Below are 16,020 nucleotides of genomic sequence, written 5' to 3'. Positions count from 1 at the left end.
AAAATAATATATCAGAGGTGTTTTAGTGAAGACATTAAAAAGATTATTATTAGTCTTTGTAATTGCTATATTAGCTTTTATACTAATATATATTGAATTATTTCCATTTGGCTATGAAGCAAAAGAAATTTTAGTAAATACATCCCGACTAGATAATTATAGTGTTTCTGAAAACATACCAAATACTACTATATATAGTTATAAGGTTAAGGACAAATTTAATAATAAAACAGAGGTTATTAATTTTTTAAAAAGATATGAAGCTTCAGAGGATTCAGATATGTATTCTTTGGCGTTTGATTTAGGTAGTTTTAAGGATAAGGAAGGTAATGTTATTTGGGAAGACGTTTATAATTCAATTACTGTGAAATATAAGCTATGGAAGAAGATATATACACTAGATTATAAAACATCTAATATTGAGTGTAACGGAAATATTCTATCAATCACAAGAAATGGATATATTCTAGACTATAGATCAGCAGGAAAATAGTTATTATTTTTTAACTTATAGAACTTAAGAACATGGATATTTTCGAATTTTTCCACAACACTATTTTGGCGATGCGGTGAAAGTTGCATTCCGGTTCTGAGGTGGGGATTAGAAGACATTAAACATTTATGCATATGCAAAGTTGTTTTTTATATCAGAAATTTATAATCGAGTTAAAATTGATTAAACTAGAAAATGGAGGGGAGCTAATTGTCAGAAAAGCAATGTATAACCAATATAATAAATGAGTTTTACAATGTAATTTCAGGGAAAGCTAATGAAAAAAGAAATTGGACTTATTTTAAAACATTATTTACAGAAGACGCAAAATTGAAACCTATTAGAATAAATGAAAAAAAGGAACTTACGGCATTACAAATGGATATTAATACATACATTTTAACGGTGGGTAATTTTCTTAAAGAACATGATTTTTATGAATATGGATTAAACTATAAAATTGAAACCTATAAAAATATAGCTAATGTTTATAGCGAGTATGAAGCAAAAAAGTCTAAAGAACATGAACAAATAATAAAAAGGGGCGTTAACTTAATACATTTATATAATGACGGAAGTTGTTGGAAAATTTCAAGTATGTTATGGCAAGATGAATAAAAGATAAATTTTTGAAGCAACGTTACATTATTATAAGCAACAAAGGATGAGATAAATATCATACTATTTATCATCTTAGAGAAGATGAATTTATAGACCATACGGAGCAGAGCCTGTGGGTTTTTAAAAACAGGTATTACAGGGAGGAAAGTATAGTCTTTTTCTTATATTACGGAGGTTTAGGTATGGATAATAAGTACAAAGTAGTATGTTTTGATATGGATGGAACATTAATAACAAATACTAATTCAGTAGAATTTTTATGCCTCTTAAATAATAAAGGTGATGAAATACAAGAGATTGAAAGAAAAGAAGAAAATGATATTATATCATGGATAGAAGCTGATTATATTAAAGCTCAATTATTCAAAGGCTTAGAAGTTAATAAAGTTGAAGAAGAGTTTAATAACTATATACAAATAATAGAGGATTTAGCGTTAGTATTAGAAGAATTAAAGGTGAATAATTTTAAGACAATACTAGTAACAGCTGGACCAATGCAAGTGGCAGAAGTTCTTAATAATATGTATGGATTTGATAAGATATATGGAAGTATATATGAGATTAAAGATGGATATTTTACGGGTAATATAATTCGGCATTTGGGAGATAGTGGCAAATTAGATAGTTTAATTGAATTTTGTAGAGAAAACAAGGTAACTTTGGATGATGTAGTAGCAATAGGAGATAGTGCATCAGATATTAAAGTATTTGAAAAGGTAGGTAAAGCTATAGCGATAAACTATTCCAATAAGTTGATAGGTAAAGCTGATAAATATTTGGAAACACACAAAATATCTGATATATTAAAGCATATAATAAGCTAAATTAGAAAGAAATTTAGGTAAGGTACTTCAAGGGTCTGGGTCAGAGATGGGGTACGAAATAAATAGCCACAACATTATTTGCAGATGAAGATGTAGGGGGTAAAAACCATGATAAGCGCTGTAGGATTTGATTTAGGAGATACATTAATAGAATATAAAGATGTTCCATTAAGTTGGAAAAGTTTTTATGCAGAAGCTTTATATAGAGTTGCTGAAGTATGTGGGGTAAGATTAACAGAAAATAGTTTTGAAAAAGGTGAGAATATTTTATGTAAATACAATACTAGAATTAATCCAAGAGAAGTTGAGGTTAAAGCACAACAAATATTTACAGAAATTCTAAGTGCTACGAACTACATTTCTTAGCTGGGTGCAACACCAGAAAGGGAGAAAAGCTCTGAGAGTCCGGTTCAGAGTCGTCGGAAACACGAGAAAAGATAAGGAGACTTTTTAAATGAGTAAGGTAGAAAAAGCACAGCTTTCATCAAAAGAAAATAATTTTAAAAGATTAGGTAGACTGACCTGTATTATTGCTTCTGTATTAACAATAATGATGGGCATTTTACACTTTTTTGTTCCCTTTATTTTTCCTTGGGAACGTTTGATTAGACAATTATATCCACCAATAAAATGGGCGCTATATGCAATGAATTATTTCTTTAGCCTGTTACTTCTTTTAGGAGGTATCTTAACGCTTGTTGCTGAATTTAAATGGAGAATGGTAAATGGAATAAGAAAATGCATTTCAGGTGGAATGGGATTATTTTGGCTAGCAGGCGCTATTTATGAGATTATTTATCCATTTCCCATAAAAGAGGCAAGATGGGTTTTACCTGGAGTAGCATTTATAATTTTTTGTTTATATTGGACAAATATAATAATTATAAAGGAATAGTATTATTTTATAAAGTAAATCCTTACTATAGTTATGAAAAAGAATAACTTTCGGACTATGGTAATTTAAAAGATATTGTTTTAGGAGGAAGTCATGCTTTAGCTGTAGTAATGCACAATCTATTGATGAATTATGCAGAAATGAAAAGGCATTTGCAAATACAGGGTTAGGAGACTTCTTATCTGTTTCATACCTTAATTTCTATATAACCATAATATTTCTATAATTAAAAATATAATTTTATAACTTTTTATTTTTTCTTTGTTTCTATAGCGAGTAAAAATTTTTCATTATCACATAGTTTTTTAATATTAGTTTTAAGTAATATCTAGTATTGTATTGTGGTCCGTCGTCTAACACAGTTTTTGCGCAAGGACGCTCTAGGGTAGGAGAAGCTTAGGGTAATGAACGCAACATCTTCTTACTGGGAGCGAAGCTCCGACAAGTAGTATTCCTTTTTGGTCAGCAAATAGTGCAAATAATATCCAGATCATTGCAAATAGTGTTTATTGATATCATTTTATGAATTATTTTATAAACAATAGATTATTCATAGTAAACATCATTTATATTAGGAGGTTGGAAAAATGGAAGTCAACAAATGTATAAAGAAATCATTTTCTATTATTGGCAAAGAAGGTTCTACAAATGATGGTAATGCCTTTATTAAGAATTTATGGAAAGACGCTAACTCTCATTTTAACGAAGTAGAGGAATTAGCAAAAAAAGATGATAGCGGAAATATACTTGGAATATGGGGTGCTATGTCAGATTTTTCTCGTTCGTTTAATCCGTGGGAAAATGGATTTTCTGAGGGGCTTTATCTTGCGGGAGTTGAGGTTACAGATGAAGCAGAGCCGCCTCTAGGTTGGGTAAAATGGACGATACCATCTTATGAGTATATTTATGTACAATGTGATGGATTAGATACATTCCCTAAAATGATAGAGTATTTAAAGAAAAATAACATTCAACTGGTAGGAGCAGTACACGATTTTACTTGTCCAGAAGATGGACAAGGATATATGTTTTTTCCAATACGTAGGTTATGATCATAATTTTTAGTTTTAGCTAAGATAAATGTTGTAGAGTACATTATTTACTCTATAATAAAATTCTAAAATTAATAAATTATGAAGTATTAAAAAAAGAATCTAAGGAAAGAGCTGCGAAGCTGAATGAGGCAACATCTTATAACAAAATACTCCCGTTCGCTAGGACATCTTGTCACAGGGTGCAATTACCACCATAATGAAAGGCGCTGAGGTTTCGGTTCAGAGGCGGTGGGAGTACGAAACGTTATAAGACATTGCCTCACTAATTTTAGGGTATTCCTTGTGGGTTTAAAAAAGATATTCCTATGAATGATGCAGTAAAAATAAGAAATGTCTGTACATTGAAAACTAAAATAAGGAAAAAGATAAGATTTCTTAAAAGAGTGATATGTTTATTTCGTATTAATATTCATAATTAAAGTAAACTGGTACATATAATATTTACATAAGAGTAATCATTTGAGTTATTAAAAACAATTAATAATACAAACAGTATTATTAATTAGTTTTGTAGAGGAAAGAAAGTATATGAAAAGGATTTTATCATTTATCAATACAAAAAAGAAGAAGATAGGAGTAGTTATTTTATTGTTTATAATAATATTAACTATTACTCTAGGAATGATATTAGCATCTAGGCATTCAGAGGAGGCAAATATCAAGGATAGTTTTTATAACTCGGTAATTATGATCCAGTCAAAGATTTATTAAATTTCACAATACCTAAAACCATACCAGAAGGCTATAAATTTTATCTTCATATTAGTGGGCTAAGATTCATGGGAGAAAATAATCCTCGTTGGGCTTTTCATGTCTTTGATGAAGAAAGTATAAACTATACTTGGGAATATGGGAAAACTTATACTCATTTTGAGTGCTCAGGTGGATTTGAATATATCATTTTGTACTTTGGTTTATTAGATAAGAATACTAAAAAATTTTTATATAGTTATAAAATTACTATATATCCTAACGGAACAAAAACTATTGAAAAAAGATAATTTTATAATATTAAAAGGAAATCTCAAAAGGCTTCCTTTATTGATAAGATTTAGCAGATATAGTTAATTATAGTCATGCTAAATTAATGAATGCATTTATGGACGGAAATGTTGAGCAAGCACTCGTTGAAATAGATGAATTGTTCATAAATATAGTATTAGTCTTTCAACGTGGATACAATTAGATAAAAATTATTAGAATTACCATATTTGAGTAGTTCTTTTTTTTACATGTATTTTAAACAACAATTAAATTATAAATGAATAGAAAAACTTTTATGGAACAACTTTTATGGAACAATTTCTGCGATAGAGTAACAATATCAAGGTTGTTTTTTTACTATTACTAGAACATGATTTTAAATGTAAAAAATCCTCTGCCTTGTATAAAATAACCCTAACATACTTTGGAACTGGAGATTTATATTATTTCCATAAGGATTTTCAGTTAATTATCAGTAGATGAAAAGATAAAATACATATTTATTATTAACAAATAGTGTAAAGAAGCTGTATTTTTTAAAACGATTAGTACGGAGTATTACACATGTAATAAAAGGATTTAAAAGATAAATATAGAAATTATAATGTTGTAGGTGTAAGGATGATGTATGTAATTAATTGCTTTACAAACCAGAAAAAATGGATTTTTACAGGAGGTAAACAAAATAGTTTTTAACTGAATTTATTTGAAAATGAATGAACAGAAGTAAAAATAAAGAGAAAAGTTACTGTACATACCTTGAGAGATTCGTTTACTACTCACTTATTAGAAGGAGGAACAGATTTGAGATATATACACATGTAACTAATAAGAGTTTAAGTAATAATTGTCCATTAGGTAATATATAAGTGGTATTTACGAACTTAGTTCGCAAATACCATCAAATTTGGGTAATAGTTAGAACTAACATATGGAGATTCAAAAGTTATGTGCCATTGAAGTTAAGGCTTTGCAAGGAGAAAAAGATATCTCTAAATAAAGGGGAATGAAACAAAGGGGGAATAAATATATGAAAAAAAAGAAATCGAATTATCTTATATTAAAGAATGTAAATTTAATTGATTGTAATACAGACCATGTGCAGAGGAATATGACAATAAGTATTAGAAATGGCATTATAGAAAAAATTGTAAAAGAGGGTGAGCTGGAGATATCCGAAGATGCAAAAATAATAACACTTTCAGGGAAAACAGTAATTCCGGGTTTGATTGATTCTCATGTACATCTTTTTCAATCTGGAGTAGACGATTTTATGAAACCATATGCTGAAAGATTAATTAATAAATTTGAACGAAATTGCTGGTTAACTATACGCTCTGGAGTTACTACTGTTAGAAATATGCCTGGTGGTCGTGGCTATAAAATTTTTAAATATAGAGATAAAGTGAAAAAAGGTGAAATTATAGGACCTAGAATTTTAGCATCTGGACCTGCTATTACAGTTCCGTATAGTTATTTTAGTATATTATCATATTTGCCATTTAGCTCTTTTTTACGTTTTTTCATAGAACGATTATTTCGAATACGAGGTTTATCTATTGATGCAAATAATGAGAGAGAAGCAAAAGAAGTTGTTAGAAGGCTTAAAAGAGAAGGAGTGGACTTTATAAAGACTATTACTCCTGGTTCTAATTATCCTTATGCAGAAGATGAAAATATAAAATCAGAGTTATTAGATAAGGGTTTGAAAAAAGAACAAATAGAGGCAAGTATGCAACCTAAAATATTGAGAGCTATTAGTGAAGAAGCCAACAAACTAGATCTGAAAGTTGTCTGCCACAACATATATGGAACGAAAGGGTTTTCAGAAGCGGTTAAAGCAGGTGCAGATAGTATTGAACACTCACCAATGGGATTACTTAGTGAAGAGACATTTAATCTTATGAAAGAAAAAGAAGTTTATTGGGTACCAACAGCATATGCTATTTATAATTGGAAAAATATTATAGATAATCCTGAGATATACGAAACGGAAGAAATGAAAGAATTAGTCCCAGAACCATTTCATTCTTTTGGGAGAAAGTGTTTACAAAAGGTAAGAGACGATATAGAAAATGGTGGATTTTGGAGTGAGTTTTACAATGAAGTAGAAATATTTAAACAAGAGTATTTTCCAACGAATATTAGTATAGCAATAGAAAAAGGAGTTAAAATTGTTGCAGGAGTTGATTGTGGAGCAGGAGGTGCTGGATATATTCCACACGGACAATTACACAAGGAATTAGAGTTATATGTTACTAATGGTATGGGTGAGTTTGATGCCCTTCAGACTGCAACGAAAAATGCAGCTGAACTATTAGGAAAGATAGATGAATTGGGAACTATTGAGGAGGGAAAAGTTGGCGATATTGTCGTTCTAGATAGCAATCCATTAGAGAATATATCAAATTTAAAAAGCATTAATCTAGTTATTAAAGAAGGAGATATAGTTTTTAGTAAAAAAGAATCATTCTAAGGTTAGCTTTTTACGAATCGTCTAGAAAACGATAAAGATGGAATATTACCTCAAGGTTTTTATGATAGAGTATACATGGAATCAGACAAACTTGACATACTGGTAAAATTGTGTTTAAGAAAGGAAAATAAAAATGAAATATTTAAAAAGCAAACAATACGACAATGAATTTATTAAAGAAAATATGATGGGACCTAATTCAATGATAATATTAGAAAATTTATTAGAAAGTGTTCCGTTGACAAGTAACATGAGAGTATTAGATTTAGGATGTGGAAAAGGATTAACATCAATCTTTTTAGCAAAAGAATATGGAGTTCAAGTATTTGCGGTAGATTTATGGATTTCAGCGAGTGAAAACTATAAACGCTTTAAAAAAATGGGTTTAGATAATCAAATTATACCAATACATGCAGATGCAATATCGTTACCTTTTGCAGAGGATTATTTTGATGCAGTTATTAGTATTGATGCATACCATTATTTTGGATGTAATGAAACATATTTTGATACATGCTTATCAAAATTATTAAAGAAAGATGCTTTAATTGCTATTGGTATTCCTGGTATGAAATACGAAATACATAATTGTATTCCAGATGAAATGAAACCTTATTGGGAAGAAGAGGCACTTGCATTATGGAATTCTTGCGATTGGTGGGAAAAATTATTATTAAAATCAAATAGTTTCGAAATTAAAAAAATTCACGAGATGGACTGCTTTAACGAAGCATGGCAAGATTGGCTAAAGACAAATAATAGATTTGCTCTTGAAGATAGACTTATGATTGAAACGGACAATGGAAGATATATGAATTTAATCTCTATCTTAGGAAATAAAAAATAGTTGATAATAGCGTAAATTATTGTAGGAAAAAAATAAAGCACCCTTGATAAGATGGTATTTACTTGGGTATATAATTAATCCGAAGTGGAGGGAGAATTTTTATGAGTAAGCAAAGTCAAGTTAACAAAAAGGCATGGAGTTATAAGGCTAATGAATTTTGGAGAAATAATCTGGGTGCGCCAACTGATGTTGCTAAAGATATGTTAAAACAACCTAATTATTATTTGAGAAGACATATTGAATATTTAGGAGATGTCAATGGAAAGAAAGTTATCAATCTACTTGGTTCATGTGGCAAAAAAGCAATTCCATTAGCGATACTTGGTGCTGATGTAACTGTTGTTGATATATCTGAAGAGAATATGAAATATGCAACGGAGGTGGCTAAAGAAGCTAATATAAATATAAACTATATAGTATCAGATGTGTTAGAATTAAATATTAACGAAATACAGGATAGCTTCGATATTGCCTATCTTGAGGGTGGAATATTACATTATTTTGTAGATATAAATGAAATTGCACTGAAAATATATAATCTTTTAAAAGTAGGAGGAAAATTAGTTTTAAATGATTTTCATCCATTTAGGAAAATACTTAAAGAACCAGATATATTTAAGGAAGTAGGGGATAGGTTAGAAATAGGAGGAAATTATTTTGATGATGAATTGAACGTTGCTGAAGTAGCATATGAAAAGTTTTTCCCAGTTAATGAACAAAATGAATTTCCAAAGTGTCTACTAAGATATTGGACTATGGGTGAAATTATTAGTTCCTTTGCATCAGTAGGTTTTGTTATTGAAAAACTTGTTGAAGGACCACGATTTGATTCTCATAAAAATATTCCAGGTGAGTTTACATTAGTAGCATCTAAACTAAAAATTATTTTACCCCACACCAAAGGGTAGGTAGTATGAACATTAATACTTAACATATGTTTATATTATTATCTCGTAAAGGGATTTTGATACGAGTTGTTACGTGTTGATGAATTATTATAAATGGAACTAAGAAAAGTGTTAGTAGAATTAGTCGTACATAGAACTGTGAAATACGAGTTTACTAATGAAAGAGAACAGTTGAGAAATTTGGATTCTGAATATCGCAACGTTACACAAGAGTGGGTCACAGCTATTGAAGCATTGAGAATAGATGATAAGTTTAATCGTTTACTTTGTAAAGTCGGTCAAATGCTGTTGCTATAACATAAAAGAAGACAATATTACTTAAATTATTTTATTGATAAGGATTTAACAGCTAAGGTTAATTAGTCATCTTTAAGTGATATTCATAAAGAAAATAATTATTATTAATGGGAGATGGAATATTTGGAAGAGATTTTAAAAGAAGATAGATTTAACTTTATATCCGATAATGATAAAGCTTTTATGATTGCATTTGACAAAGAGTTAACAAACCTTGGGTATCATTTTGGTAGTAATATTGGGAGTGGTTATTGTTGGGGAAAGTATATGGTTATTTATTATAAAAAAGGTGTTAAAAGCAAAAAAGTTTATGCTAGAATTTATATCAGAGATAAGAGTATTGTACTTCGGTTATTTCTAAGCAAAATTGATTCACATCAAAGATACATTGAAAATGCGCCAGAACACATTCAGGAAGTTTTTGTTGGTGATTATGGAAAATGCAATCGTTGTCACAACGATAAAGCTGGTTTATGTAAGTTCAGGAAAACGTATAAAATTCATAACCAACTTATAGAAAAATGTAACGGCAAAACATTCGAGTTTTATAATCCGACTGTTCATAAATTGCCTGATTATATCAGCCTGTTTTCTGAATTTTATTCAAGAAAGAGAAAGTAATATAGTATATTCAGATTATCATAGGATACGATGGTGATTATTATATAGGGTTGTTTATTACTTCTCATAACAAAATGGTAGCACAAGGGTAAAACATTTTGAAAAATATAAATGATTTTTAATAATTGGAGGTTATACATGGATAAAAATTTACAAAATCTTATTGATAATTCTATAAAGTGGGCATTAAGCCATCTAAACAGTACAGCTTACACATTCATGTGTTTGGGATTTGTGGAAGATGCTTTGGAACGTAGTAATAGCATTGAGATATTCGGAGGAGATAGTGCCAAAGAATCTGCGGATTTATATGAAGCACATAGATTTAAAGGGATGCCGCCTAAAGGGTCTTTTGTGTTTTATGATTGTGTAGGAGTAATTAAAGGAATCACTAAAAACTGGGGACATGTAGGTTTGGCTACTGATGATGGTAAGGTAATTCATGCATGGGATAAAGTGAGAATAGATGATTATAGAGAAATTGAAAATCTTGCAACAGCACCAGGATGGGACAAACTTCAATATATTGGATGGGTACCACTTGAACGTATTTTAATAGGGCATTGTACTAAGGTTTATGAATAATTAAGTAAAGTTTTCAGTTATCGCCTAATATAATGTTCACGTTCGCTCGGACAAGGATACACCGCCTAAGCCTGTTGGTGCAGTCTTTGCATGAAGGTATGAACGACTCCTTCTAAGACTATAAAACGTTGTAGATAAGAATCGTTGTGGATTGCGATGCTCCATAAAAGCTTTGGGTTTGTAACCCAAGCAAAACGCTAGTCTAAATAAACTAAACTAATATAACACAAAGCACCGATTGGTCATAATTGGTGCTTATTTTAAATATTTTTTATTCTATGTGGTATTGGTTGACGTGGTTTTTTTATCTATAATTTAACCCTGATTATTCATAAAAAAAAGTATTAATTTTCTATGAATAATCTAGATTTAATACTTTTTAACATAATAGATTAGGTTAATTCCTAATCGGTTAAGGAGGTAACTAATCATCATATACTATATAGATGAGAGCTAAACTCTAGTAAACATCAAGATTTACAATATATCAAGCATTATCAAGAAAAGTAAATTGTTATATGATATACTGTTTTTAAAGGTTGGTGATGGAAGATGTCTGATTATTATAATAAGTTACAGAAAACACTGGATTATATTGAAGAACATATAAAAGAGGATATTTCACTTGAAGAATTATCGGCTTTATGTTTCTACTCTGCCCATCATTTTCATAGAGTATTTCAATCTATAGTAGGGATACCTGTTACAGATTACATAAGAAAGAGAAAATTGTCTGTAGCAGCGGGGGAAATAATAGAAACGGATAAGAAAATAGTGGATATAGCATTAGATTATGGATTTAACTCTCATGAAACATTTTCAAGAGCATTTAAGAGAATATTTGATATTACTCCAAATGCATATAGAAAGCTGAATACACATGCTATACCTACTGATTTCTGGAAAGTTAGTTTTGCTAATAGTGCTTTGCAGAAGCGATATATGAGAGCTGTTGAAACTTTATGTGAAAGATTAAAAAAAGACATTAATGTCCTTGCAGTAATTATAATGGGAAGCCTTTCTTATGATCAGGTTTGGGAAAAATCTGATATAGATATGACTATTATAGTTAATGATAATTGTAAACTTAAGTCTGAGCTATGCCTTTTAGAAGATGATATATATATAAACGGACATGTACTGGCTAGAACTGAATTTAAAAAAATGATTGGGAAAAGTTCACAAGCATCAATGACACATTCTTATTACTCATTAGGGACATTAATTTATTGTAAAGATGAATCATTAAAGGAACTGTTTGAAAATATTTTTGATACAAATAAAATAGGTGAAAGAGATAAATCCTATGCTTTAATGGAAAGAACGGAATGGGTTCTTTGGAGGTTATATAAAGCAGAAAAGTGGTTAAAAGTTAAAAGTGATGTTAAGTACTCGTATTTATGGATAACTGAAACATTAAAACATATAGCAGCAATCGAGGTACTATTAAATAATAATATTCCTTCGAGAGAGGTTATATTACAGGCCTTAAAGTATAATAATCCAATTATCGAAAAATTATATTTGGGATTGATGGATGAGAGAAAAAATAGTATATATGTATCGCGCTCTATTGACATGATTTATGAGTATTTAAGACAACATATAGATATCATATGCAAGCCTATCCTAGATTATTTTAATAAAGTTAATGAGATGAAAGCACTTTCAACAATTGTACAAGATTTTAATAAGACTATAAGTACTCATATAATTTGTGAAATATGTGAATGGCTTTGTGAAGAGGGGATTCTTGTGAAAGATATCTCAGAAACACATATAACGAATAAGAGTAATACTGTTGTATATGAACCTGCTTATTTTAAGAATGATGTAGATATTGACATATTCATATAGAAATACCTTTAGAGGAGTGGTTTAGTGTTAGGGATGAAAGATATAGAGATAAAGGGTGCAAGGCAGAATAACCTTAAGAACATTGATGTAAATATTCCACGAGATAAGATTACTGTCATAACAGGCGTAAGTGGATCTGGCAAGTCTTCACTTGCGTTTGACATTATTTATGGAGAGGGTCAGAGAAGATTTCTTGATTCATTACCTACATTTTCACGAAGTAGAATTTCACAACTGAAGAAACCAGAAGTAGATTTTGTTTTCGGGCTATCTCCAGTAATAGCTATAGAACAAAAAAGAGGACTTGTTAATCCAAGATCAACGGTCGGAACTATGACAGATATATATGATTATATGAGATTGTTATATGCGACTGTGGGAACAGTTAAGTGTCCTTATTGCGAAGAGAAATTTGACATTAAGACGTCTGGGCAAATAGTTGAAGCAGTATTATCATTGCCAGAGGGAACGAAGATTGAATTCTTAACACCAGTATGTAAACTGTATGGAGAAACCTATGCATATCTTTTTGATGAGATAAGAAAGAAGGGGTACAATAGTCTAGTTATAGATGGGAAGAGAATCGATATTAGTGAAGAAATAGATATAGATGAATATTGTGACCATGATATCAAAATAGTCATTGATAGATTTGAAGTAAAAAACAATATTGAAAAAAGCATAACAAATTCCTTAGAAACTGCACTAGAGGTAATTGGAGAACATATTCTTATTGCAGAGTTTCTTTCGGAGGATATACCTGAAGAAGTAAAAGACAAATTTTATAGTAGTTTTGGTTGTAAAAAACACCATATTACCATGGCAAACATTGAATCACATTACTTTGCATTTAATAACATTTCTAGTTCTTGTCGAACATGTGGAGGAATAGGTACTTCCAAAAAGGCAGATCCAAGGTTAATGATTGTTAATCAACAGAAAAGTATTAATGAAGGAGCATTCGATCCAAGTGTGTACAACTACCGAGGAGAAATAACATATAAACATATCTTAATGTATAATCTTTCAAGACATTATAACTTTAGCTTAGATACACCTTTTAATGAATTGCCTGATGATATAAAAGATATATTGTTTTATGGAACAAAAGGTGAAAAAATTACGATAGAAGCGCCACCTAATTTCAATAAGAGAAACTGGATTATTGGTAGAAAAATTCAATTTAGTGGATACGTAAATCAAACTGAACACTGGTACAGGGAAACAACAAGAAAGGATAAAGTAAATGAAGCAGTGCTTGAATGGTTTAAAAAGAAAATGGTAGAATATACCTGTCCGGATTGTGGCGGAAAAAAGTTAAAGAAACAAAGGTTCAATATTCTTATTAATGATAAGAATATACATGAACTATGCTGGATGCAGTTAACAGAATTATATGATTTTATGTCGAAGCTAAAATTTCCGTCAGATAAAAAATATATTGCAGAACCAATTGTCCATGAGATAAACAAAAGGATATCATTACTTATAGAGATTGGACTAGATTATCTTTCACTAGGTAGGAGAGCAGATACAATTTCTGGTGGAGAAGCACAAAGAATAAGATTAGCTTCACAAATTAGTTCAGGTCTTATGGGAATGATATATATACTTGATGAACCTAGTGTAGGACTTCATGCTCGAGATAGTAAAAAGGTAATAAAAATCTTAAAGCAACTTAGAGATATAGGTAATACAGTTATTGTTGTTGAACACGATATTGAAACAATAGAAAATGCTGATAACATAGTTGAGATTGGTCCAGGACCTGGAATACATGGTGGGAAGATTGTTGAAATAGGAAGTATAGATGTGATAAAGAAAGCTAAACAATCTATAACAGGAAGATATCTTTGTGGTAAAGAAAGGATACTTGTTCCTAAAGAAAGACGTAAGTATAATGGCAATAAACTGATAATTCTTGGAGCTAGAGAAAACAACTTAAAAGATATTGATGTAGAGATTCCATTAGGTGTTTTTGTATGTATATCAGGTGTTTCAGGGTCTGGGAAAAGTACACTCGTCAATGAGATTATCTATAAGAAGCTTAGGAGCATAGCAGATCCAAGAATTATTCCTGGAAAACATAGAGATTTAAAAGGGAACGAGCATATAAAAAACATTATAAATATTGATCAGTCTCCCATAGGGAAAAATAGCAGATCTAATCCTGCAACGTATATCGGCTTATTTGATAGCATAAGAAGATTATTTATGAACACTGAAGAAGCAAAGGCAAATGGGTATACTATTTCAAACTTTAGTTTTAACAGTAAGAATAGTGGGAGATGTGAGCATTGTAAAGGAGATGGACGAATAGTAACAAAATTACAATTTATGCCTGATGTTGAAATTGTATGTCCCATATGCAAGGGACAACGATATAAAAAAGAGATACTAGATGTTAAATATAACGGAAAAAACATATATGAGGTACTTGATATGAGTGTTGAAGAAGCAGCAGAATTTTTTAAGGATAAGAAAAACATATATCATAAACTTAGCATTATGAATCAATTAGGATTAGGATATATCAAGTTAGGCCAGCCTTCAACAACTTTATCAGGTGGAGAAGCGCAGAGAATAAAGCTAGCTTCTGAATTAGGTAAGATAAAGAGAGGTACAAGTAATCTTTATATACTAGACGAGCCTACTACAGGACTTCATATTTCAGATATAAAAAAGTTATTAAATTGTTTAAATCTACTTGTAGATAAGGGACATTCTCTACTTGTTATTGAACATAATTTAGAAGTACTTAAAACTGCAGACCATATCATTGATCTTGGACCTGAAGGAGGGAAAAATGGAGGATATGTGGTAGCACAAGGAACACCAGAACAAGTGAAAGAAGTGAAGGAATCTGTGACTGGACAGTATTTAAAACATGTTTTGTAAATAAAACAACTTACCTACTAAAGTAGGTGGATTTAGACATAAAGGTTTAAGACTAAAAGCCTTATTTAGGCTTAAGCCACTTAAAGAACTTGAGCTTAAGCCTAATAAATCTTTTTTATCAATCTTCTACTTTAAAAAAAGTACTTTTAGTAACCGTTATTTTTGATTTTCAATATAATATTTTACTATTTCTTCAATAGCTTATTCAAAGCTACTGAAAAATATTTCTGTTCCTCGTCTGTAAGTTTTTCGTTAATAATTTTTTCTATACGCTTAAACGCATTTTGTTCTGCCATTTCTACACGTTTTCCCTTTTCGGATAATCGAATATATGAAACTCTTCGATCTTCGTAGGATTTTTCTTTATAAACCAAGCCAATTCGTTCCATTTTTTGAATGTGAATCGTCACCGTTGGCTTTGACATGTTCATAGCTTTTGACAGTGCCGTAATTGTTGGTTTTTCTAATATAGATATCCAGTCTAGAATTGTAAATTGTCCATAAGTAATATTGTCAAGGTCTTCCTTTTCAAACAATTTTTCTTTTTCTTCTCTGATTATATTGGAACATTGCACTAAAATTTGATCTATTAATTTATAAAACTCCAAAAAATCACCTTCCAAGATTATTATAACAACGCAGGCAATTACGTAGTAATT

Annotated in this window: 15 protein-coding genes; 14 read left to right on the top strand and 1 reads right to left on the bottom strand. The window is 30.1% G+C overall.

The genetic code is table 11. The features are described 5' to 3' along the window. Window positions 1–25 precede the first annotated feature (25 nt). The 14 genes from AYC61_RS01515 to uvrA all read left to right on the top strand — a co-directional run bounded on the left by AYC61_RS01515 (window position 26) and on the right by uvrA (window position 15,361). Window positions 26–493 (top strand): hypothetical protein, encoded by a 468-nt coding sequence (locus tag AYC61_RS01515; RefSeq protein WP_066495775.1) that lies wholly within the window; start codon window positions 26–28, stop codon window positions 491–493. A gap of 210 nt (window positions 494–703) precedes the next feature. Beyond that, on the top strand, window positions 704–1,111 hold the full coding sequence (locus AYC61_RS01510) for a hypothetical protein (protein WP_066495773.1): 408 nt from the start codon (window positions 704–706) through the stop codon (window positions 1,109–1,111). Between the two features lie 185 nt (window positions 1,112–1,296). Further along, window positions 1,297–1,938 carry an HAD family hydrolase gene (locus AYC61_RS01505; protein WP_066495771.1) on the top strand — a complete coding sequence of 214 codons (642 nt, stop codon included), beginning with the start codon at window positions 1,297–1,299 and terminating at the stop codon, window positions 1,936–1,938. 108 nt (window positions 1,939–2,046) lie between these two features. Then, window positions 2,047–2,304, top strand: a complete 258-nt coding sequence (locus AYC61_RS01500) for a hypothetical protein (RefSeq protein WP_066495768.1) — start codon at window positions 2,047–2,049, stop codon at window positions 2,302–2,304. An 88-nt stretch (window positions 2,305–2,392) separates the two neighbouring features. Beyond that, a complete protein-coding gene (locus AYC61_RS01495; RefSeq protein ID WP_066495766.1) occupies window positions 2,393–2,833 on the top strand; it encodes a hypothetical protein in 441 nt (146 codons plus the stop codon). Between the two features lie 587 nt (window positions 2,834–3,420). Further along, window positions 3,421–3,885: a GyrI-like domain-containing protein gene (locus tag AYC61_RS01490; RefSeq protein ID WP_066495764.1), complete on the top strand. Its 465-nt coding sequence runs from the start codon at window positions 3,421–3,423 to the stop codon at window positions 3,883–3,885. A gap of 782 nt (window positions 3,886–4,667) precedes the next feature. Then, on the top strand, window positions 4,668–4,889 hold the full coding sequence (locus AYC61_RS01480) for a hypothetical protein (protein WP_066495754.1): 222 nt from the start codon (window positions 4,668–4,670) through the stop codon (window positions 4,887–4,889). Window positions 4,890–5,902: 1,013 nt separating this feature from the next. Continuing rightward, window positions 5,903–7,348: an amidohydrolase family protein gene (locus AYC61_RS01475; RefSeq protein WP_066495750.1), complete on the top strand. Its 1,446-nt coding sequence runs from the start codon at window positions 5,903–5,905 to the stop codon at window positions 7,346–7,348. Window positions 7,349–7,481: 133 nt separating this feature from the next. Next, complete coding sequence (locus tag AYC61_RS01470; protein WP_066495748.1) at window positions 7,482–8,195, top strand: SAM-dependent methyltransferase; 714 nt, start codon at window positions 7,482–7,484, stop codon at window positions 8,193–8,195. 101 nt (window positions 8,196–8,296) lie between these two features. Beyond that, a complete protein-coding gene (locus AYC61_RS01465; RefSeq protein ID WP_066495746.1) occupies window positions 8,297–9,103 on the top strand; it encodes a class I SAM-dependent methyltransferase in 807 nt (268 codons plus the stop codon). Between the two features lie 420 nt (window positions 9,104–9,523). Next, the gene (locus tag AYC61_RS01455; RefSeq protein WP_066495739.1) at window positions 9,524–10,021 is read left to right on the top strand and encodes a hypothetical protein; all 498 of its coding nucleotides are present in this window, start codon (window positions 9,524–9,526) and stop codon (window positions 10,019–10,021) included. 138 nt (window positions 10,022–10,159) lie between these two features. After that, window positions 10,160–10,606, top strand: coding sequence for an NlpC/P60 family protein (locus AYC61_RS01450; RefSeq protein WP_066495737.1), 447 nt, complete (start codon window positions 10,160–10,162; stop codon window positions 10,604–10,606). Between the two features lie 552 nt (window positions 10,607–11,158). Continuing rightward, window positions 11,159–12,463, top strand: coding sequence for a helix-turn-helix domain-containing protein (locus AYC61_RS01445; RefSeq protein WP_066495734.1), 1,305 nt, complete (start codon window positions 11,159–11,161; stop codon window positions 12,461–12,463). 33 nt (window positions 12,464–12,496) lie between these two features. After that, entirely contained in the window at window positions 12,497–15,361 is a 2,865-nt protein-coding gene (gene uvrA / locus AYC61_RS01440) for an excinuclease ABC subunit UvrA (RefSeq protein WP_066495824.1), read from the top strand. 185 nt (window positions 15,362–15,546) lie between these two features. On the opposite strand, the gene AYC61_RS01435 is transcribed toward uvrA, so the two are convergent. After that, the gene (locus tag AYC61_RS01435) at window positions 15,547–15,936 is read right to left on the bottom strand and encodes a MarR family winged helix-turn-helix transcriptional regulator (protein WP_162265420.1); all 390 of its coding nucleotides are present in this window, start codon (window positions 15,934–15,936) and stop codon (window positions 15,547–15,549) included. Window positions 15,937–16,020: the final 84 nt, after the last annotated feature.

This window comes from Abyssisolibacter fermentans, assembly GCF_001559865.1.
Lineage (GTDB): Bacteria > Bacillota > Clostridia > Tissierellales > MCWD3 > Abyssisolibacter > Abyssisolibacter fermentans.
The sequence above is the reverse complement of the archived record's forward strand: the minus strand, read 5'-3'. Positions and strand labels throughout refer to the sequence as shown.